The following is an 18965-nucleotide window of genomic DNA, read 5'->3' as shown; positions in this document are numbered from 1 at the left end:
CTGCCGGCGACGCGCGCCGTCGCCTGCGTCGTACCCAGGATTCTCGAGGCATACGCGTTCGGCCCCCTGGGTAGATGGTTCGGGGACAGCGTCCACGAACCTGGAGGAACGCGGGTGGCTCTCAAGCTCGCCGTCATCTACTACTCGTCCACCGGCACGGTCGACGCGATGGCGCGACGTGCCGCGCTCACCGGCGAGAAGGCAGGTGCCGAGGTGCGGCTGCGGCACGTGGAGGAGAACGCACCGCCCGCCGCGATCGACAGCGTCGACGAGTGGCGTGAGCACGTCGAGGCGACGAGTGACGAGCCGCGGGCGACGCCGGACGACGTGACCTGGGCGGACGTCGTGCTGCTGGGCTCGCCCACCAGGTTCGGCAGCATCGCCAGCCAGCTGCAGGCCTTCCTCGACAGTCTCGGACCCCACTGGGCCAAGGGTGAGCTCGCCGACAAGGTGTACGCCGGGTTCACCGCCAGCAAGACCGCGCACGGCGGCCAGGAGTCCACGCTGCTGACGCTCTACACGACGATGTACCACTTCGGCGGTCTCGTGGTCGCGCCCGGCTACACCGACCCCACGAAGTTCGCCGACGGCAACCCGTACGGCGCGTCCCACGTCACCGGACCCGACAACGACGTCCCGCTGGAGGACGCCGCACTCGACGCGCTCGACCACCTCGTCGAGCGCACCCTCACCGTCGCCGGCAAGCTCGCCGACTGACCTTCCCGAAGGAGCGACCGTGTCATCAGGAGTGGAGACCGGCAGGATCACCACTGACATCCCGGCCCGCATGGACCGGCTTCCCTGGGCCAGATGGCACTGGCTGGTGGTGATCGGGCTCGGCACCGTCTGGATCCTCGACGGCCTCGAGGTCACCATCGTGGGCTCCATGTCCGAGGCCCTGAAGCCTGAAAGCACCGGGCTCGGTCTCAGCAGCTCCGACATCGGCTTCGCAGGCGCGATCTACGTCGCGGGCGCCTGCATCGGGGCGCTGTTCTTCGGCCAGCTCACCGACAAGTACGGCCGGAAGAAGCTCTTCCTGATCACGCTCGCCGTCTACACGGTCGCGACGGTGCTGACCGCGTTCGCGCCGAGCGCCTGGTGGTACTTCACTGCCCGGTTCCTGACCGGGGCCGGCATCGGCGGTGAGTACGCCGCGATCAACTCCGCGATCGACGAGCTGATCCCCGCGAAGTACCGCGGCCGCGTCGACGTTGCCATCAACGGGTCGTTCTGGGTGGGCGCCGCCGGTGGTGCGCTGCTCACGATCCCGCTCCTGGACCCCACGCTGGTGGACCCCGCCTGGGGCTGGCGTCTCGCGTTCGGGCTCGGGGCGATCCTGGCGGTCGGCATCCTCGTCGTACGACGCAACGTGCCCGAGAGCCCGCGCTGGCTGTTCATCCACGGTCGCGAGGACGAGGGCGAGGTGATCGTGCGCGACATCGAGCGGACCGTGACGGAGGAGACCGGCAAGGAGCTCCCCTCGGTGAGCGAGACCATCACCATCCGGCAGCGCAAGACGATCAGCATCGCGTTGATCGCCAAGACGGTGTTCACGCTCTACCCGAAGCGCACCGTGCTGTGCTTCTCGCTGTTCGTCGGGCAGGCGTTCCTCTACAACGCGTTCTTCTTCACCTACGGCGACACCCTCACCACGTTCCTCGACGTGAAGCAGACCGGCTGGTACATCGCGGTGTTCGCGCTCAGCAACTTCCTCGGGGCACTGCTGCTCGGCCCGCTGTTCGACACGATCGGACGGGTGCGCATGATCACCGGCACCTACATCCTCTCCGGCGTGCTGCTGGCAGTGACCGGTTTCATGCTGGGCGGCCTGACCGCGGTGACCCTGACCGTGATGGGCTCGATCATCTTCTTCTTCGCGTCGGCCGGCGCCAGTGCGGCGTACCTGACGGCCAGCGAGATCTTCCCGATGGAGACGCGAGCCCTGTGCATCGCGTTCTTCTACGCCATCGGCACGGCTGCCGGCGGCATCAGCGGTCCGCTCCTGTTCGGTCGGCTCATCGAGAACGCATCGGCCGACAAGGACATCACCGGCATCGCGCTCGGCTACTTCATCGGTGCCGCGCTGATGGTCGCCGGCGGCATCATCGAGGCCATTCTCGGCGTGAAGGCGGAGGGCAGGTCCCTGGAGAGCATCGCCCAGCCGCTGACGGCCGAGGACGAGCCGGACGCCGCGACCTCACACCAGCCTGCCTGACCCCGACACCGAAAGGAGGACCGTCATGCCCATGCCACCCCCCAAGGCGACGTCGCAGAGCCCGCGGGACCGTCAGGTCAACCACGAGATCAGCCAGATCGTGCGCGCGCTGAACACTCAGGGCGCCCAGCAGCACACCGAGCTGCGCGCCCTCGTGGGCGCCGACTTCTGGGACGCCGACCGCTTCGACCGTGCGCTCGCCATCGCCGTCGCCGACGGTGTCGTGGTGCGCGACGCCGACGGTCGGCTGCACACCGTCTGAGGCGTTCGGGCGCCGGGTCAGCCGACCGCGCGCTCGATGCCGGACTCGTCGAAGCGGTGCACCAGGTCCGCGGGATCGTCGAACACGGCGGTCGCGCCCGCTTCGAGGAGCTCCGCCTCGCCGAAGCCGCCGCAGCGCAGACCGATGGTGGGGATCTGCGCTCGCCGCGAGGCCCCGACGTCCCAGACCGAGTCGCCGATCATCACCGCGCGGCGTGAGCCGGCGCGCTCCAGGGCGGCCTCGACGAGGTCAGCGGCCGGCTTGCTCCTGGGCACCTCCGACGAGGTGACCAGCCCGGACGCGACGTCGGCGGCGACCAGCAGCTCCATCGCGCGGTCGATCTCGCTCGGGCTGCCCGACGTGGCGAGGACCACGGTGAAACCGGACTTGCGCAGCAGCGCCAGCAGGTCGTCGGCGCCGGGCAGGGCGCGGACCAGGGAGAACAGACTGTCGTAGTACTGCCCGTGCAGGGTGCGCACCTCGTCGCCGAGCGCGTCCTCGACGCGCTGCCCCGCGACCTCGGGGACCAGACGGTCGGCACCCATGCCGATCGCCCGGTGGATCCGCCACGCCGGCACGTCCGCGCCGATGGCGTGGAACGCGTGCGTCCAGGCCTGCACGTGGGCGTAGACGGAGTCGACCAGGGTGCCGTCGACGTCGAGGACGACCGTGTCGACCGCGAGGGTCTGCATCGCTATCACCTGCTTCGTTCCAGGGCTACTCGCGACGTACCCGACCGCACTCCCCGCAAACGGGGCGGCGCGGCTCGCGAACCGCTGCTCAGGACCGGGCGTAGAGCTCCACGAACCGCTGCAGCAGCTTGGGTGGGTCGTGCACGCTCGCCTGCCGGGCCATCTCCTGCAGCTCCTCCATCTCGTCGGGCTCGAAGTAGCCGTGGTAGCGGTAGGCCTCGATCCGCAGGCACAACCCGTGCACGTCGAGCTCGGGGTGGAACTGGGTGGCGTAGACGTGCTGCCCGATCCGGAACGCCTGCACGGGGCACGCCGCCGACCAGGCCAGCAGCGTGGCGTGTGCGGGCAGCTCCCGCACCGCCTCCTTGTGGCCCACGAACGCCTCGAACGTGGTCGGGACGGCCTTGAACAGCTGGTCGTCGACGCCCGCGGGCGTGAGCGAGATCGGCACCCGCCCGATCGGCTCACTGAAGGTGCGGTCGACCACGGCCCCCTGATGCGTGCCGATCGCCCCGATCCCGTAGCAGGCGCCGAGCAGTGGGAAGTCGCGGGCGACCACGTCGTCCAGGAGCAGGTCGAGCTCGGCCTCCACCCGTCGCTGCGTCGCCGACTTCTCGTCCGCGGGGTCGCTGGAGTTGAACGGACCACCGCCCATGAAGATCCCGGACCAGTCGTCGAGGTCGAGCGCCCCCAACGGGACGGCCTCCAACCGGTGCCGGCGCAGGCCGGGCTCGTCGAGCCCCGTGAAGCCCAGGAATGCTTCGTACTCGTTGTCCGCGACGTCGTCGTCGGCGCGGGTGCCGAGCAGCAGGAACGGCTTCACGCCCGCAGGATACGGCGACCGGCCGTTCCGCGCCCTCCGCGCGTCAGGGCGCGCGGGACCGCAGCTCGGAGTGCCGCGGCCTCGACCGGTCCGATCGGGCCCCGTCAGTCGCCGTTCAACGGGACGGGCACGCCCGGGTCCTCCCCGGTGGTGATCTCGGAGTAGTCGTCGGGGAGGGCCCCCAGCTCCACCACGCGCTGCGCGACGTCGCGCAGCTTGACGTTGGTGTGGCTGGAGTAGCGCCGGAGCACCTCGAAAGCGGTCTCGAGGCCCATGTCGTACTGGGCCATCAGGATCCCCTGCGCGACCCCGATGAGGTGCCGGCTCTGCAGCGCCGTCTGGAGCCCGGACACCAGCCGGGTGTTGCTGACCGCGGTCGCCGCGTGGGACGCGAACACCAGGGCGAGGTCGATGCTGTCGGAGTCCCAGCTGTGCGGCTTGCGGGAGTACAGGTTCAGCGCGCCGAGGGCGGTCTCGTCGTCGGCGAGGCGGATGCTCAGGATGGAGCCGGCCCCGGCCCGGGCGGCACGCGGTCCCCACCGTGGCCAGCGTGGGTCCTTGGCGACGTCGTCGATCAGGTAGGTCTCGTCCTCTGCGATGGCCGACAGGCAGGGCCCTTCGCCCAGCTCGTACTGCCAGTCGTCGCAGCTCCGGGCGGCCTCGTCGGTGACGGCCACCGACTCGGGCCGGCCGCGACGTCGGCGCAGCGTGATCCCGACGAAGTCGCAGGCGGGGACGACCTCGACGGCGCGCTGGGCGATCCGGTCGAACGTGAGCTGGTCGTCGGACCGGGACAGCAGGTCGCGACTCACCGAGGCGAAGTACGCCGCCAGCTGTGCCTGGGTCTGCACGCGTCCCTCCCTCCCGTCTCGAACGGTCTCCCCGGTCGAGCAATGTACCCGTGGGGACACCGAGCATTCCTCGCCGGCGGCTCATCGGCCGCCGGCGCATGCGGCGGCGTGCTCAGGAAGTGGCTCAGAAGATGTAGAGAGCGCCGACCAGGCTCGGCACCACGCCGAGCAGCAGCCAGGGGCTGAGCAGCCTGTGCTGGTGGATGATCAGGGCGGCGACGAAGGCGATCACGCCGAAGGCGGCCCCGATCACCAGGAGGCCGATCTGGGCGTCGAGCCGGTCGGAGAACGCGGCGGCCACCACGAGGCCGATCGACAGGTGCAGGATCGTGGTCGCGGCGAGCGAGGACAGCACCCAGCGCTGCACGCGGCTCAGGCTCATCCGCTCCGGGTTCTGCCGACGCGGCGCGCCGGGCGTCATCAGGTGCTTGCGCACCCGGGGCGGGGTCGTGGGGGCAGCACCGGTGGGGTGGGTGGAGGCAGCACCGGTTTGCTCGGTGGGGGAGATGGACACGGGTGCGACCTCAGTACGCCGGGTGCGGGAGACACCACCATTCTACGCCCGGGGCTGCGACGTCCCCGCGCTCTGGCAGACTTACGGACATGCTGGAGCTGGCCGGGCGCACCTACGAGGACGACTCGTTGCGCATCCTCGGGACGACCCGCCGCGCCTACGTCATCCCCGACCTCAAGCTGCTCTACATCTCGCTGGCCAAGAACGCCTGCACGAGCATCAAGTGGCTGATGGCCGAGCTCGCGGGGGAAGACCTGCAGAGCCTGGTCCCGAAGGCCGGCTTCTACCCCAACCGGGAGGCGGGGATCCACGACCGCTACGCCTGGAAGCGCACCCCGCGGCTGCACGAGCTGCCGCCCGGCATGCGCGAGACCATCTCGCCCGACAACGGCTGGATGATCTTCACCGTGCTCCGCGACCCGCGGTCCCGGCTGTTCTCCGCGTGGGAGAACAAGTACCTCCTCCGCAACCCGGCGTACTGGCGCAAGGTCGACCGGCCGTGGGCGCCCCGGATCCCGACCGAGCCGCAGCACGTGATCGACGACTTCGCGAAGTTCGTGTTCGACGTCTACGACGACCCCGACCACGAGGTGTTCCAGAGCGACGCGCACTTCCGCGCGCAGACGTTCCTGCTGCAGGAGTACGCCGTCCCGTACTCCCACCTCTACGACATCTCCGAGCTGTCCACGATGGTCGACGACCTCTCCAGCCACGTGCGGGCCCAGGGCTACGCAGGCGAGGTCTCGCTGGGCAACTCCAACGACACCCCGCTGCCGGCCAACCGCGAGGTCTTCGCCAACGGCGTGCGCGAGGCGGTCGAGAAGCTCTACGCCGACGACTTCGCGCGCTTCCCGGACGCCTGGGACTTCTCCCGGGTGGAGAACCGCGAGCTGCAGTGGACCAAGGAGTCGTTCGCCCACGTGCGCTCGATCGTCGAGGCCAACGAGCGGATCTCCGACCTGGCGCTGACCGCGCGCCGGCTGTCCAAGCAGAACGCCGCACTCCGGCGCAAGGTGGCCGACCTGAAGTCGGCCGCACCCGCCGGGCCGGCCCCGGCACGGTCGCTGCCGTCGCGGGTGCTGCACCGTCTCCGCCCCCGCTGACCCGCCGATCCCTCTGGTCCTGGGTGGCCGGCAGCTACTCGCTGCCGGCGGAGATCTTCTCGATCAGAGCCGTCGTGGAGATGGCCGGGGTGCGGGGCAGGTAGTGCACCTCGCAGATGTCCTCGAACTCGTCGAACTTGCCCGCCCAGTCGTCACCCATCACCAGGATGTCGGCCTGGTGCTCGAGGATGTACTCGCGCTTGAGCTCCAGCGACTCCTCGACGAACACCGCGTCGACGGGCTTGAGGGCCGCCACGATCTCGAGCCGCTCGGCCTGCGAGAACACCGGCGCCCGGCCCTTCTTCCGCTCGTTGAGCGCGTCGGCCGAGACCCCCACCACCAACCGGTCGCCGAGTGCCGCCGCACGCTCGATCACGCGCAGGTGACCGACGTGGAACACGTCGAAGGTGCCGAAGGTGATGACGGTCTTGCTCATGGCGCACGATCCTCTCATGCGTTCGCGGGGCCGGTTCGGGTCGGTGCGGGGTAGGGGGCCAATTCACTGGATCCCCTGTGAATTGCCCGCTTCCCGGGGTGAACTCACACCGGGAAGGGGGAGATCGCCACGGGAAGTTGACTGGTGGCCGCGCCCTGCCGCACCCGGCCGCACCCTCGTCGTACGCCGTCCCGCGGAGGCCACGGCACGGCGGGGGGCGGACCACGTGGCGGCCCGGCCCGGGACTTGGTTAGCCTTACCTAAGTTCTTCCCGCTTTCCCGAGGAGTGCCATGTCCCGGACCCGCAGAGTCGGCCGTCCCGCGGTGCTGACCGCCACGCTTGTCTCGCTGTCCGCGCTCGTGTCCGGCTGCGGCGTCCTCGGCATCGGCGGCGAGGAGCCCGGCGACATCCAGGTGTACTCCGCGCGGCACTACGACCTCGAGGACGCGTTCGTCGCGTTCGAGGAGGAGACCGGCCTGACCGTCGACTTCATCTACGGCGACGACGCCGAGCTGCTCGAGCGGCTCAAGGCCGAGGGCGCCGAGACCCCTGCCGACCTCTTCGTCACCGTCGACGCCGGCGCCCTGTGGAACGCCGCCGACCAGGGTGAGCTGGTCCCGGTGCGGTCGCCGGTGCTCGAGCAGGCCCTCCCCGAGGAGTACCGCGACTCGCAGGACCGCTGGTTCGGCCTCGCGCTGCGCGCCCGCACCGTCGCCTACAACCCGGAGAACGTCGACCCCGCGGACTTCGACACGAAGGACACGTACGCCGGGCTGACCGACCCGCAGTGGAAGGGCCGCCTGTGCATGCGCGACTCGACGGAGGCCTACACGCAGTCGCTGGTCGCCAGCCTGATCGACCTGCATGGCCGAGACGGCGCGAAGGAGATCGTCCAGGGCTGGCTGGACAACGACGTCGAGATCATGAGCAACGACATCCTGCTGCTCGAGGCGCTCGACGCCGGCACCTGTGACGTTGCCATCGTCAACCACTACTACTTCGCGCGCGAGCTCGAGGAGAAGCCCGACATGAACGTCGAGCTGTTCTGGGCGAGCCAGGAGGGTGACGGCACCCACGTGAACATCTCCGGAGCCGGGCTCGTGAAGGCGTCCGACGCGCCCGCGAAGGCGAGGCGGCTGCTGGAGTGGCTCGCGGCCGACGGGCAGGAGGCGTTCGTGGGCGGCAACCACGAGTACCCCGTCAACCCCGTCGTCGCGCCCGACGAGGTGGTGGCCGGCTTCGGCGAGTTCAAGCCCATGCCGCTGGACGCCGAGGCGATGGGGTCCCTGAACGCCGAGGCGACGGACCTCCTCGCCGAGGTCGGGTACGAGTAGTGCGACCGTGACGCAGCCCGTCGTCCTGGCCCCACCGGTCGGTCGCCCGCCGACGCGGCGCACCGGGCGGATGGCGGGATCCGGACGTCCCGGCTGGTCGTTGCTCGTCCTCGTGGTCGCCGTGGTGGTCGCCAGCCCGGTCGTGGCCGTCGTGCTCGACGGGCTGCTCGGCAGCGACGAGATCGCGATGCCCCGCGGCCTGAGGTCGATGGTGGTCACGACGCTGCTGCTCATGCTCGGCGTGGGCGTGGGGACGCTCGTGATCGGCGGCGGGCTCGCCTGGCTGGTGACGGCCTACCGCTTCCCGTTGCGCAACCTGCTGGTGTGGTTGCTGGTGCTGCCACTGGCGATGCCGGCGTACATCCTCGGCTTCGTCTTCCTCTCCACGTTCGACGCCTCCGGACCCGTGCAGACGTTCCTGCGGTCGGTGCTCGGAGAGGGGTTGTGGGTGCCGGACGTGCGGTCGCTGCCCGGGGCCATCGTGGTGATGTCGCTATCGCTGTTCCCGTATGTGTACCTGCTGGCGCGCGCCGCGCTCGTCGAGCAGTCGCCGACGACGTACGACGCGGCGCGCACCCTGGGCGCGAACCGGACGCGGGCGTTCTGGCGGGTGGTGCTGCCGTTGGCCCGCCCGTCGCTCGCCGCCGGCCTGGCGCTGGTGATGATGGAGACGCTCACCGACTTCGCCACCGTGCAGTACTTCGGGGTCAAGACCGTCTCCGTCGGCGTCTACCTGGTGTGGAAGGGGTCCTTCGACTTCCAGTCCGCGACCCAGCTCGCCGGGCTCGTGCTGCTGTTCGCGGTCGCCGTGCTGGCGGGGGAGCGGCTGATGCGCGGACGGGCCCGCTACACCCAGCGCGGCGGCCGCGGGCAGGGGCTGCAGGCCCGGCACCTGACCGGCTGGCGCGGCTGGGGCGCCACCACGCTCTGCCTGCTCGCGCTCGCGGCCGGGTTCTTCGTGCCGGTTGCCAGGCTGCTGACGTGGGCCGTCGGCGAGGCGTTGGCGGACCCGGCGGCGTTCGTCGACCCGCGGTTCGGCGAGTACCTCGCCAACAGCCTGGCCGTCGCGGCGGTCGCGGCGACCGGCTGCGTGCTGCTGTCGCTGCTGATGAGCCACGCGGTCCGGATCGGAGGCGGTCGGGTGGTGCGATCCGCCGCCCAGCTCACCACGTTCGGGTACGCCGTACCGGGGGCCGTGGTGGGGATCGGCGTGCTGCTGGTGTTCGCGTGGGCTGACCGGGCCCTCGAGGCGGCCGGCGTCCCCGGCGGCACCGGCCTGCTGGTGACCGGCTCCGTGCTCGGCATCCTGTACGCGTACCTGGTGCGGTTCCTCGCCCCGGCGTACCAGGCCGTCGACGCCAGCTTCGCCAAGATCGCACCCACGATGACGCTCTCGGCGATGAGCCTGGGCGCCAACCCGCTGCGCGTGCTCCGGCGGGTGCACCTGCCGTTGGTTCGCCCGGGCGTCGCGGTGGCACTGGTGCTCGTCACGATCGACGCGATCAAGGAGCTGCCGATCGTCCTGCTCCTGCGCCCGTTCGGCTTCACGACCCTGTCCGTGTGGGTCTACCAGCTCGCCGGGGAGAACTTCTGGCAGGAGGCCGCGCTGCCGGCCCTGGTCATCGTGGCCGCGGCCGTGGTGCCGGTCTTCTTCCTGTTCCGTCAGGTGCGGGCCACCGACCGGCGGGCGGTGTGAGGTGACCGAGCCCGCCCTGTGCCTCGACGGCGTCACCAAGCGGTACGCCGGGGTGGCCGCCGCACGCGACCTGTGCCTCGACGCCGCCCCCGGGGAGCTGGTCACGCTGATCGGGCCCTCCGGCTGCGGCAAGTCCACGACGTTGCGTCTGGTCGCCGGGCTGGACCGCCCCGACGAAGGCCGCATCTCGATCGCCGGTGTGGTGGCCGCCAACGGACGCACGTGGCAGCCACCGGAGAAGCGTCGCGTCGGACTGGTGTTCCAGGAGCACGCGCTGTTCCCGCACCTCACCGTGGAGCGCAACATCGCCTTCGGGATCGACCGGCTGTCGCGCGGGGACCAGCGGCGGCGGGTCGGTGAGGTGCTCGAGCTGGTCCGCCTGGGCGAGCTGGCCAAGCGGTACCCCCACGAGCTGTCCGGGGGCGAGCAGCAACGGGTCGCGCTGGCCCGTGCGCTCGCGCCGCGACCGGCGGTCGTGCTGCTCGACGAGCCGTTCAGCAGCCTCGACGAGACACTGCGCGCACAGGTGCGTGCCGAGACGGTCGCGGCGCTGCGCGAGACCGGGACGACCGCACTCCTGGTCACCCACGACCAGACCGAGGCGCTCTCGACCGGAGACCGGGTCGTGGTGATGCGCCGCGGCGTGATCGAGCAGGCCGACACCCCGCAGGCTGTGTTCGAGTCGCCCGCGACCCGGTTCGTCGCGTCGTTCATGGGCGATGCCGACTTCCTGCCGGCGCACGTGCAGAACGCCTTGCTCACCTGCGAGATCGGCGTGGTGTCCACGGTCCCCGGCTGGGCCCACGCGGACGTCGACGTGGACGTGGTGCTGCGTCCGCACGAGGTGGCGCTGACCCCGGAGCCCGACGCTGCCGCCCGCGTGGTCGAGATCGAGTACCACGGCGCGTTCGTGCTGCACACGGTCCGGCTCGCCTCCGGTCGCACGTTGCGCTCCTGGCAGACCCACGCGGTGCGCTACCCGGTCGGCACGGCGGTCGCTGTCTCCGTCGTACCCGGCATCTCGCCGAGCCTGCTCGTCGGCGACCGCGCCGTGACCGTGCCGCCGGCCTGACCGTCCACGGCTCGCGGCATTCACCGTCGGGTACGTTCGACGACGATGTCCGTGCCGCTGATCACCGCCGCCCCCGAGCTCGACGAGGAGCGTCGTCGCGGGCTGCGCCGGATGCGCTCGCTGGCGGTCGGACTGCTGCTGTTCGCGGCCGTCGTGTACCTCGCCACGCTCGACGAGGACGGCTTCCTGGGCTTCGTCAACGCCGGCGCCGAGGCGTCGATGGTCGGCGCGATCGCGGACTGGTTCGCGGTGACCGCGCTGTTCAAGCACCCGCTTGGCCTGCCGATCCCGCACACGGCCCTGATCCCGCGCCGCAAGGAGATGCTCGGCCGAAGTCTCGAGGAGTTCGTGGGCGAGAACTTCCTGCACGAGCAGGTGATCCGCGAGCGCATGCAGGTGGCCGAGCTGAGCCGCCGGGTGGGCGACTGGCTGGTGGTCGAGGAGCACGCGCGCCGGGTGGTCGACGAGGCGGCGTCGGTGCTGCACATCGGCCTGACCCGCGTGCGGGACGAGGACATCGCCGTACTGGTGGAGGAGGCGCTGCTGCCCCGACTGCGGGCCGAGCCGATCAGCCCGGTCGCCGGCAGCCTGCTCGCCGAGGTGGTCCGCGACAAGGCGCACCACGGGCTGGTCGACCTCGCCCTCGACGAGGCCTACCGCTGGCTCGACCAGAATGAGGACACGTTCAGCGACATCGTCGGCGAGCGCGCGCCGTGGTGGTCGCCGCCGGCGGTCAACGACCGGGTCACCCGCCGCATCCACGTTGAGCTGCTGGCCTGGATCTCAGACATCCGCAACGACCCGGTGCACCATGCCCGGATCGCCCTCGACTCGGTGCTGGCCCAGCTCGCCGAGGACCTGCTCCATGACCCCGCCACGCAGGCGCGGGCGGAGGCGCTGAAGGAGCGGGTGTTCGACCACCCGCAGATCCTGGTGACCGCGATCTCGCTGTGGAAGGCGTTCCGGGTCGCGCTGCTCCACGCGCTCGCCGACGACGACGGGCCGCTGCTGCGCAGGGCGGTCGCGGAGCTCACGGCCTTCGGGCAGCGGCTGCTCGATGATGCCGAGCTGCGGGCCAAGCTCGACCAGTACGCGGCGGACTTCGCGGTGTTCGTCGTCGACCGGTACGGCGCGGAGCTGACCACCGTGATCACGCACACCATCGACCGCTGGGACGGCAAGGAGGCCGCCCGCAAGATCGAGCTGCACGTCGGGCGGGACTTGCAGTTCATCCGGATCAACGGGACGATCGTCGGCGGCCTGGTCGGCGTGCTCATCCACACGGTGGCCGTGCTGACCTGACCCGCCCGGCGTGACACCCCGACCCCGCCGGCATGTAAAGCGGAGTTATGGCCGCTCAGCGGACCGCCGGCGCGCCGCGAAGTCGCCATAACTCCGCTTTACAACGACAATCGGGGGCATGAGCGTGGTGCGCGAGGTCTCGATCCGCGACGAGACGATCCGGCTCGGACAGCTGCTGAAGCTCGCCGACCTGATCGACAACGGCGCGGACGCGAAGCCGCTGCTCATGCAGGGCCTGGTGTTCGTGAACGGCGAGCTGGAGACGCGACGCGGCCGTCAGCTCGTGAAGGGCGACGTGGTCAGCCTCGGCGACGACGCGGTGCGGATCGCCTGAACCACGGGCCGCCTCCGACATCGGTAGCGCGGACGTGAGCTGTAGGTCACGCTCGGACTACCGATATCGGTAGCGCGAGCGTGACCCATGCACCACGGTCGGACTACCGATATCGGTGGCGAGTCAGCGGACCTCGACGAGGTCGACCACGAAGATCAGGGTCTCGCCGGGCTTGATGACGCCGCCCGCGCCCCGTTCGCCGTACCCGAGGTGCGGCGGGATCACCAGCTGCCGGCGACCGCCGACCCGCATGCCCTGCACACCCTGGTCCCAGCCGGAGATGACCTGACCGACGCCGAGCCGGAACGACAGCGGCTCACCGCGGTTGTACGACGCGTCGAACTCCTCACCCGTCGAGTGCGCGACGCCGACGTAGTGCACCAGCACCTGCTTGCCGGCCACCGCCTCGTCGCCGTCGCCCTCGTGGACCTCCGTCACCACCAGGTCGGCGGGCGGTTCGGGGTCCGGGAACTCGATCTCCGGCTTCTCGTCGTACGGGCTCACGGCTCTCCTTCGTCGGGGTCGGTTCCCCAGCGTAGGCGGGCCGACTCCGACGCGGATCGGCGGTCAGGCGCCGTGGACGTAGTGGTCGAGCTGGTCGCGCTCGAACTCCAACTCGCTCATCCGGTGCTTGACGACGTCGCCGATGCTCACGATCCCCACCAGCTTGCCGTCGGCCACCACGGGCAGGTGCCGGAACCGCCGGGCGGTCATGACCTGCATCAGCTCGTTGACGTGCTGGTCGCCGGTGCAGGTCTGGACGTCGGCCGTCATGATCGTGCCGACGGTGAGGTTGAGGACCTTCTCGTCCTCGTGCAACCGGCGCACCACGTCGCGCTCGGAGACGATCCCGTCGATGCTGCTGCCGTCGGAGCTCACGACCAGGGCACCCACGTTGTGCTCCGCGAGAAGGCCGATCAGGTCACGGACGGTCGCGTCGGGGGTGATGGTGATGACGTCCCTGCTCGGCTTGCCGGCAAGCACTTCGTTGATGCGCATCGTGCGACCTCCCACTTCTGGTTCGGACGGTGTGCAAGACGAATCTATCCACATTCCCGACTGGTGGGTAGGGATCGCCCGGCACTGCGGTCCGCAGCTCCGGCTGCGAGGATGTCCGGGCCATGACCGACGTCGTACGAAGCCCCGCCGCCCGGTTCGGCGCGTCCGCGAGCCTGCTGATGATGGGCTGGCTGAGCGCCGTGCTCTGGCTGGACCGGGCCGGCGGCGACGGGTCGATCTGGCTGCAGCGCGGCCTCGGGTTGCTCACCTGGGGCGTGCTGCTCGTGGCGCTCCGCCGGGTCTCGCCGACGGTCCGCGCGCAGACTGCGGTGGTGGTCGTGTTCGCGACCCTCGTGGAGTACGTCTTCAGCCCCACGCTGCACGTCTACGAGTACCGCTTCGACAACGTACCGATGTACGTCCCGCCCGGCCACGGCCTGGTGTACCTCTCGGCGTTCGCGCTCGGACACGCGGCCTTCGTGCAACGCCGGCTGCGCGCGGCGGAGGCGTTGGTGGTGCTCGTCGGCGGCGCCTGGGCGGCGTACGGCCTGCTCGCGGCGGACCGCCCGGACGCCCTCGGCGCGTTCTGGTACCTGTGCCTGGTCGGGTTCCTGGTCTGGGGGCCCTCGAAGCAGGTGTACGTCGGGGCGTTCGTCGTCGTGAGCTGGCTGGAGGTGCTCGGCACCGGTCTCGGCACCTGGGTGTGGGGCACCCACGACTTCACGGGGTGGGTCACCATCGGCAACCCGCCGTCGGGCGCCGCCGGCGGTTACGGGTGGTTCGACCTGGCCGGGCTGCTGCTCGCGCCGTACCTCGTCCGCCGGTTCAGTCGGTCGGCTCCGGAGCCGGCTCCCGGTCCGCCTCGACCCCCGGCAGCGGAGGCTGCGGAGGGTGCCGGCGTGCACTGAGGTCGTGCACCGACCCCTGCCGCCGCGGCGCCACGTCGGGGTCGTCGTCGTCCGAGACCGACCCGAGGAAGGCCAGCGCCTGCTCGTGCAGCCGGCCGTTGCTCGCCAGCGCGTTGCCGCCTGTCGGGCCGGGAGTGCCGTCCAGGGCGGAGAACGCCCCGCCGGCCTCGCGCACGATCACGTCGAGCGCCGCCATGTCGTAGAGCTCCAGGTCGGGCTCGGCGGCCAGGTCGACGGCACCCTCGGCGAGCAGCATGTAGGACCAGAAGTCGCCGTACGCCCGGGTCCGCCAGCACCGCCGCGCGAGGGACATGAAGTCGTCGAGGCGGCCGCGGTCGTCCCAGCCGGTGAACGACGAGTAGGACAGCGAGGCGTCCTCGAGGCGCGCGACGTCGGAGACCCGACAGGGGCTCGCGTTGAGCAGCGAGCGACCGGTCCAGGCGCCGCCGTCCTTCGAAGCCCACCAGCGGCGGTTGAGCTGCGGTGCCGACACGCAGCCGACCACGACCTCGTCGTCGACCATCAGGGCGATGAGCGTGGCCCAGACGGGTACGCCGCGGACGAAGTTCTTGGTGCCGTCGATCGGGTCGACCACCCAGCGACGCTGGCTGTGGCCGGTGGAGCCGTGCTCCTCACCGATCACGGCGTCGCGCGGGCGGGCCCGGGACAGCGTGCGGCGGATGCCTTCCTCGACCGACTTGTCGGCGTCCGTCACCGGCGTCAGGTCCGGCTTGGTCATGACGTGCAGGTCCTGGGCCTTGAACCGGCTCGTCGTCAACGAATCGGCGTCGTCGGCCAGGACGTGCGCAAGACGCAGGTCGTCGGTGTAGTTGGTGGGCATGAGGCACAGGCTATGCCCACATCCGTCCCGGCTCGGGAGGGCGTTCGGAGCGTCGGGGAGGTGACCGGGGCGGGCTGATGGTGAACCTGTGAACTTGTGAGAAATTTTGCATTAGCAGCGGTCCGGTGGGTCTGGTGTCCACTACCGTGGTTTCCATGGAGATCGGTGGGCTCCCCCTGCACCCCCTCGTGGTGCACGGCGCTGTCGTGTTCACACCATTGGCGGCACTCGCGCTCATCGCGTTCGCCGTCCTGCCCCGCTACCGGTACCTCACCCGCTGGCCGGCGGCGATCCTGGCGGTCGCAGCCTTCGGTGCGGTGTGGGCCGCGCGCATCACCGGGCAGGCGATGCTCGACGACAACCCCGACCTCGCCCAGCTCGTGCAGACCCACATGGACCGGGCGAAGCTGTTGTCCCTGGTGATGATCCTCTACCTCATCGTGGCGCTCGTGTCGGTCTGGGACCTGGGCGGGCCGACCGGCCTGGCCAGCGGCCGCGGCGCGCAGGAGAGCCGGGTCGCCTCCCTCGACAAGGTGCTCCCGGCGGTGGTCGTGATCGTCTCCCTCGTCGTCCTCGCTCTGGTCATCGCGGCCGGCGACGCCGGCTCCCGCGCCGTCTGGGGCTGACCCGCCGCCGACTTGTCAGCGCCTGAGCCGGTCATAGCGCGCTGACGCTCTGACAACTCGGCGGGTCAGTCGTCCTCCGCGCGCTCCCGGCTGGCCAGCAGCCGCCGGAACGACTGCACCCGATCCACGTCGGTGCGCCCGTCCGCGATCGCGTCGTCGAGCCCGCACTCCGGCTCGCCCTCACCGTGGGTGCATCCCCGCGGGCACTCGTCGGTGAGCTCCTCGAGATCGGGGAAGGCGCCGATCAGCTGGCCCGGCTGCACGTGCGCCAGCCCGAACGAGCGGATGCCCGGCGTGTCCACGATCCAGCCGCCACCGTCGTCGTACCGGGGGAGCGGCAGCATCAGTGCCGACGTCGAGGTGTGCCGGCCGCGGCCGGTGACGGCGTTGACGTGGCCGATGGCCCGGTCGCTGCCGGGTACGAGCGCGTTGACCAGCGTCGACTTGCCGACGCCGCTGTGCCCGATCAGCACACTGACCTTGCCGGCCAGCCGGGCGCGCACCTCGGCGAGGTCGTCGCCGCGCTGCGTCACGACGTGCGGCACGCCGAGCGGGCGGTAGATCGTCAGCAGCGTCTCGGGGTCGGCCAGGTCGGCCTTCGTCATGCAGAGCAGGGGATCCAGGCCCGCGTCGTACGCCGCCACCAGCGCCCGGTCGATCAGCCGAGGGCGCGGCTCAGGGTCAGCGAGGGCGGCGACCACGACGAGCTGGTCGGCATTGGCGACGATGACGCGCTCGACGGGGTCGTCGTCGTCGGCGGTACGGCGCAGCACGGTGCGTCGCTCGTCGACCTCGACGATCCGGGCCAGCGATCCCTCCGCGCCGGACACGTCGCCCACGATCCGCACGTGGTCGCCGACGACGACGCCCTTGCGTCCGAGCGGCCGCGACTTCATCGCCATGACCGGCCGGCCCTCGACCAGGCAGGTGAGCCGACCCCGGTCGACCGTGACGACGACCCCGTCGACGGCGTCGTCGTAGCTAGGGCGGTCCTTCGTCCGAGGGCGGGTACGACGACGGGGGCGGTCGAACCGTTCGTGGTCGTACTCGTCGTACCCGGTGCCGCGCGGCATCAGAACAAGCCCGCCCAAGCCTCGGCGAAGCCGGGGAACGTCTTGGCGGTGGTGCCGACGTCCTCGACCAGGACGCCCTCGACGAGGAGGCCCAGGACCGCGCCGGCATGCGCCATCCGGTGGTCGGCGTAGGTGCGGAACCGGCCGCCGGTCATCGACGCGGGCCGGATCGTCAAGCCGTCCTCAGTTTCGGTCACGTGTCCGCCGAGACCGTTGATCTCGGTGGCGAGCGCGTCGAGGCGGTCGGTCTCGTGGCCGCGGATGTGGGCGACGCCGTGCAAGTGCGACGGACCGTCGGCCAGCGCGCACAGCGCGGCGACCGTGGGAGTCAGCTCACCGACGTCGTGGAGGTCGAAGTCGAGGCCGTGGATGGTTCCCGGACCGCGCACGGTCAGTCCCTCGTCGCTGAGCTCGACGTCGGCGCCCATCAGCGTGAGGATCTCGCGGAGCGCGTCACCGGCCTGGGTGGTGGCGCGCGGCCAGTCGCGCACGGTCACCCGGCCACCCGTGACGAGGGCGGCCGCCAGGAACGGGGCGGCGTTGGAGAGGTCCGGCTCCACCGTGACGTCGACGGCGCGGACCGGCCCCGGCTGCACGACCCACCTGTTGGCGTCCGAGTCGTCGACCTCGACCCCCCGCAGCCGCAGCTGGTCGACGGTCATGTCGATGTGGGGGAGGGAGGGCACGGGCTTGCCGTCGTGGCGCACGTCGACGCCCTCGTCGTAGCGCGCACCGGCGAGCAGCAGCGCGGAGATGAACTGGCTCGAGGCCGATGCGTCGATGGTGACGACACCACCCTTGACCGAGCCCGACCCGAGCACCGTGAACGGGAGGGTGCCGCGGTCGTCGTCGTCGATGCCGACGCCCAGGCCGCGCAGCCCGCGGAGCACCTCGTGCATCGGCCGGGTGCGCGCGTGCGGGTCGCCGTCGAAGATGACCGGACCGTCGGCCAGGGCCGCGACCGGCGGCACGAAGCGCATCACCGTGCCGGCCAGCCCGCAGTCCACGGTGGCGCCGCCGTGCCACGGCCCGGGGGTGACCTTCCAGTCGTCGCCGGCGGTGTCGACCTCGGCGCCGAGCGCGGTGAGGGCGGCCGCCATCAGCTCCGTGTCGCGCGACCGGAGCGCCCGGCGTACAGTGCCCGGGCCGTCGGCCACCGCGGCCAGCACCAGCGCCCGGTTGGTCAGCGACTTCGAACCGGGCAGCGCGACGGTCGCGTCGACGGGGCGGGTGGCGTGCGGCGCCGGCCAGAGGTCGGCGACGCGGTTCGAGTCGCTCATCGCCGACGAGGGTATCCCTGTCGCGTCCCGGGTCCTCCTGGATCGGCTCGCGACATGGACGGTCGGCTCAGGACGTGACGGACTTGGCCGCGAGCCGGGCCTGGGCCTTGGCCTCGCGGCGCAGGTGCTTGGCCTCGCGGCGTACGTCGCCCACCGCGTGCTTCGTGCGCCAGGCCACCCCGGGCTTGCCCTCGGTGTCGACGCTGGCCAGCAGCAGGCCGCCGAGCGCGGCAACGTTCTTGATGAAGTGCATCCGCTGGTCGGCGCGCGCGGTCGGGTCGGACTCCTCCCAGAACCGGTGACGGGCCGCGGTCGTCGGGATCAGCGACGCGGCCAGGACCGTCGAGGCGAGGCGTGGGGCGCGGCCGGTGGCGAGGGCCAGGCCGGCGGCGATCTGGGCGCCGGCGTTGATCCGGATCAGCGTCTTCTCGTCCTCGGGGATCGGGAGGCTCGGCGCGACCTTGCGGGTCGTCGCGGTCAGCTTCTCGGTGACGGGGTGGGCCCGCTGGGTCATCTTCTCGACGTTCTTGAGGGCGTTGACACCGCCCACGACGAACATCGAGGCGAGCATCGGACGGGCGACGAGTCGGACCAGAGTCATGG

Annotated in this window: 22 protein-coding genes; 11 read left to right on the top strand and 11 right to left on the bottom strand. The window is 71.1% G+C overall.

The annotated features are described in order from the left end of the window. From VFH10_RS09070 to VFH10_RS09060, 3 genes are all read left to right on the top strand, one after another. A partial coding sequence (locus tag VFH10_RS09070) for a flavodoxin family protein (protein ID WP_325127795.1) occupies nucleotides 1–717 on the top strand: 717 nt, incomplete at its 5' end. A gap of 19 nt (nucleotides 718–736) precedes the next feature. Continuing rightward, nucleotides 737–2215 (top strand): MFS transporter, encoded by a 1479-nt coding sequence (locus VFH10_RS09065; RefSeq protein WP_325127794.1) that lies wholly within the window; start codon nucleotides 737–739, stop codon nucleotides 2213–2215. 25 nt (nucleotides 2216–2240) lie between these two features. Next, nucleotides 2241–2477 carry a hypothetical protein gene (locus tag VFH10_RS09060; RefSeq protein ID WP_325127793.1) on the top strand — a complete coding sequence of 79 codons (237 nt, stop codon included), beginning with the start codon at nucleotides 2241–2243 and terminating at the stop codon, nucleotides 2475–2477. A gap of 17 nt (nucleotides 2478–2494) precedes the next feature. Here VFH10_RS09060 and VFH10_RS09055 read toward each other — a convergent pair whose 3' ends face one another. The 4 genes from VFH10_RS09055 to VFH10_RS09040 all read right to left on the bottom strand — a co-directional run bounded on the left by VFH10_RS09055 (nucleotide 2495) and on the right by VFH10_RS09040 (nucleotide 5357). Continuing rightward, nucleotides 2495–3169: an HAD family hydrolase gene (locus tag VFH10_RS09055; protein WP_325127792.1), complete on the bottom strand. Its 675-nt coding sequence runs from the start codon at nucleotides 3167–3169 to the stop codon at nucleotides 2495–2497. A gap of 88 nt (nucleotides 3170–3257) precedes the next feature. Then, a complete protein-coding gene (locus VFH10_RS09050; RefSeq protein WP_325127791.1) occupies nucleotides 3258–3992 on the bottom strand; it encodes a glutamine amidotransferase in 735 nt (244 codons plus the stop codon). 104 nt (nucleotides 3993–4096) lie between these two features. Next, the gene (locus VFH10_RS09045; RefSeq protein WP_325127790.1) at nucleotides 4097–4843 is read right to left on the bottom strand and encodes a GAF and ANTAR domain-containing protein; all 747 of its coding nucleotides are present in this window, start codon (nucleotides 4841–4843) and stop codon (nucleotides 4097–4099) included. A 124-nt stretch (nucleotides 4844–4967) separates the two neighbouring features. Then, nucleotides 4968–5357 carry a hypothetical protein gene (locus VFH10_RS09040; RefSeq protein ID WP_325127789.1) on the bottom strand — a complete coding sequence of 130 codons (390 nt, stop codon included), beginning with the start codon at nucleotides 5355–5357 and terminating at the stop codon, nucleotides 4968–4970. A gap of 89 nt (nucleotides 5358–5446) precedes the next feature. Between VFH10_RS09040 and VFH10_RS09035 the strand changes: the two genes are divergently transcribed. Then, entirely contained in the window at nucleotides 5447–6460 is a 1014-nt protein-coding gene (locus tag VFH10_RS09035; protein ID WP_325127788.1) for a sulfotransferase family 2 domain-containing protein, read from the top strand. A 34-nt stretch (nucleotides 6461–6494) separates the two neighbouring features. Here VFH10_RS09035 and VFH10_RS09030 read toward each other — a convergent pair whose 3' ends face one another. Then, nucleotides 6495–6896, bottom strand: coding sequence for an adenylyltransferase/cytidyltransferase family protein (locus VFH10_RS09030; RefSeq protein ID WP_325127787.1), 402 nt, complete (start codon nucleotides 6894–6896; stop codon nucleotides 6495–6497). 291 nt (nucleotides 6897–7187) lie between these two features. Between VFH10_RS09030 and VFH10_RS09025 the strand changes: the two genes are divergently transcribed. The 5 genes from VFH10_RS09025 (at nucleotide 7188) to VFH10_RS09005 (ending at nucleotide 12635) form a co-directional block, all read left to right on the top strand. Next, nucleotides 7188–8231, top strand: a complete 1044-nt coding sequence (locus VFH10_RS09025) for an extracellular solute-binding protein (RefSeq protein ID WP_325127786.1) — start codon at nucleotides 7188–7190, stop codon at nucleotides 8229–8231. Between the two features lie 7 nt (nucleotides 8232–8238). Beyond that, the gene (locus VFH10_RS09020) at nucleotides 8239–9927 is read left to right on the top strand and encodes an iron ABC transporter permease (RefSeq protein WP_325127785.1); all 1689 of its coding nucleotides are present in this window, start codon (nucleotides 8239–8241) and stop codon (nucleotides 9925–9927) included. Between the two features lies 1 nt (nucleotide 9928). Beyond that, the gene (locus VFH10_RS09015) at nucleotides 9929–10999 is read left to right on the top strand and encodes an ABC transporter ATP-binding protein (protein WP_325127784.1); all 1071 of its coding nucleotides are present in this window, start codon (nucleotides 9929–9931) and stop codon (nucleotides 10997–10999) included. A gap of 45 nt (nucleotides 11000–11044) precedes the next feature. Beyond that, complete coding sequence (locus tag VFH10_RS09010) at nucleotides 11045–12301, top strand: DUF445 domain-containing protein (RefSeq protein ID WP_325127783.1); 1257 nt, start codon at nucleotides 11045–11047, stop codon at nucleotides 12299–12301. A 118-nt stretch (nucleotides 12302–12419) separates the two neighbouring features. Beyond that, the gene (locus VFH10_RS09005) at nucleotides 12420–12635 is read left to right on the top strand and encodes an RNA-binding S4 domain-containing protein (RefSeq protein ID WP_325127782.1); all 216 of its coding nucleotides are present in this window, start codon (nucleotides 12420–12422) and stop codon (nucleotides 12633–12635) included. A 123-nt stretch (nucleotides 12636–12758) separates the two neighbouring features. On the opposite strand, the gene VFH10_RS09000 is transcribed toward VFH10_RS09005, so the two are convergent. Then, on the bottom strand, nucleotides 12759–13139 hold the full coding sequence (locus VFH10_RS09000; RefSeq protein ID WP_325127781.1) for an FKBP-type peptidyl-prolyl cis-trans isomerase: 381 nt from the start codon (nucleotides 13137–13139) through the stop codon (nucleotides 12759–12761). Between the two features lie 63 nt (nucleotides 13140–13202). Further along, a complete protein-coding gene (locus tag VFH10_RS08995) occupies nucleotides 13203–13634 on the bottom strand; it encodes a CBS domain-containing protein (RefSeq protein WP_325127780.1) in 432 nt (143 codons plus the stop codon). Nucleotides 13635–13756: 122 nt separating this feature from the next. Here VFH10_RS08995 and VFH10_RS08990 point away from each other — a divergent pair, with 122 nt between their 5' ends. Next, a complete protein-coding gene (locus VFH10_RS08990; RefSeq protein WP_325127779.1) occupies nucleotides 13757–14542 on the top strand; it encodes a hypothetical protein in 786 nt (261 codons plus the stop codon). On the opposite strand, the gene hisN is transcribed toward VFH10_RS08990, so the two are convergent. Next, nucleotides 14460–15383, bottom strand: coding sequence for a histidinol-phosphatase (gene hisN / locus VFH10_RS08985; protein WP_325127778.1), 924 nt, complete (start codon nucleotides 15381–15383; stop codon nucleotides 14460–14462). The genes VFH10_RS08990 and hisN overlap by 83 nt on opposite strands. A gap of 155 nt (nucleotides 15384–15538) precedes the next feature. On the opposite strand from hisN, the gene VFH10_RS08980 reads away from it, so the two are divergent. Continuing rightward, nucleotides 15539–16009, top strand: coding sequence for a DUF2231 domain-containing protein (locus VFH10_RS08980; RefSeq protein ID WP_325127777.1), 471 nt, complete (start codon nucleotides 15539–15541; stop codon nucleotides 16007–16009). Between the two features lie 65 nt (nucleotides 16010–16074). On the opposite strand, the gene rsgA is transcribed toward VFH10_RS08980, so the two are convergent. From rsgA to VFH10_RS08965, 3 genes are all read right to left on the bottom strand, one after another. Continuing rightward, a complete protein-coding gene (gene rsgA, locus VFH10_RS08975) occupies nucleotides 16075–17082 on the bottom strand; it encodes a ribosome small subunit-dependent GTPase A (protein ID WP_325127776.1) in 1008 nt (335 codons plus the stop codon). Beyond that, nucleotides 17082–18362 carry a 3-phosphoshikimate 1-carboxyvinyltransferase gene (gene aroA / locus VFH10_RS08970; protein WP_325127775.1) on the bottom strand — a complete coding sequence of 427 codons (1281 nt, stop codon included), beginning with the start codon at nucleotides 18360–18362 and terminating at the stop codon, nucleotides 17082–17084. Before aroA ends, rsgA begins: the two co-directional genes overlap by 1 nt. 67 nt (nucleotides 18363–18429) lie before the next feature. Next, on the bottom strand, nucleotides 18430–18965 hold a 536-nt coding region (locus VFH10_RS08965), incomplete at its 5' end, for a DoxX family protein (protein ID WP_325127774.1).

Origin of the sequence: Nocardioides sp., assembly GCF_035697785.1 — a bacterium.
Classification (GTDB): domain Bacteria; phylum Actinomycetota; class Actinomycetes; order Propionibacteriales; family Nocardioidaceae; genus Nocardioides_B.
This window is presented reverse-complemented; position numbering and strand designations above follow the sequence as displayed.

Excerpts from the sequence above, each read along its gene's own strand:
- VFH10_RS08990 (WP_325127779.1), top strand. The coding sequence starts at position 13,757 with ATGACCGACGTCGTACGAAGCCCCGCCGCCCGGTTCGGCGCGTCCGCG.
- VFH10_RS08995 (WP_325127780.1), bottom strand. The coding sequence starts at position 13,634 with ATGCGCATCAACGAAGTGCTTGCCGGCAAGCCGAGCAGGGACGTCATC.
- VFH10_RS09005 (WP_325127782.1), top strand. The coding sequence starts at position 12,420 with ATGAGCGTGGTGCGCGAGGTCTCGATCCGCGACGAGACGATCCGGCTC.
- VFH10_RS09010 (WP_325127783.1), top strand. The coding sequence starts at position 11,045 with ATGTCCGTGCCGCTGATCACCGCCGCCCCCGAGCTCGACGAGGAGCGT.
- VFH10_RS09060 (WP_325127793.1), top strand. The coding sequence starts at position 2,241 with ATGCCCATGCCACCCCCCAAGGCGACGTCGCAGAGCCCGCGGGACCGT.
- VFH10_RS09025 (WP_325127786.1), top strand. The coding sequence starts at position 7,188 with ATGTCCCGGACCCGCAGAGTCGGCCGTCCCGCGGTGCTGACCGCCACG.
- aroA (WP_325127775.1), bottom strand. The coding sequence starts at position 18,362 with ATGAGCGACTCGAACCGCGTCGCCGACCTCTGGCCGGCGCCGCACGCC.
- rsgA (WP_325127776.1), bottom strand. The coding sequence starts at position 17,082 with ATGCCGCGCGGCACCGGGTACGACGAGTACGACCACGAACGGTTCGAC.
- hisN (WP_325127778.1), bottom strand. The coding sequence starts at position 15,383 with ATGCCCACCAACTACACCGACGACCTGCGTCTTGCGCACGTCCTGGCC.
- VFH10_RS09030 (WP_325127787.1), bottom strand. The coding sequence starts at position 6,896 with ATGAGCAAGACCGTCATCACCTTCGGCACCTTCGACGTGTTCCACGTC.
- VFH10_RS09035 (WP_325127788.1), top strand. The coding sequence starts at position 5,447 with ATGCTGGAGCTGGCCGGGCGCACCTACGAGGACGACTCGTTGCGCATC.
- VFH10_RS08980 (WP_325127777.1), top strand. The coding sequence starts at position 15,539 with ATGGAGATCGGTGGGCTCCCCCTGCACCCCCTCGTGGTGCACGGCGCT.
- VFH10_RS09055 (WP_325127792.1), bottom strand. The coding sequence starts at position 3,169 with ATGCAGACCCTCGCGGTCGACACGGTCGTCCTCGACGTCGACGGCACC.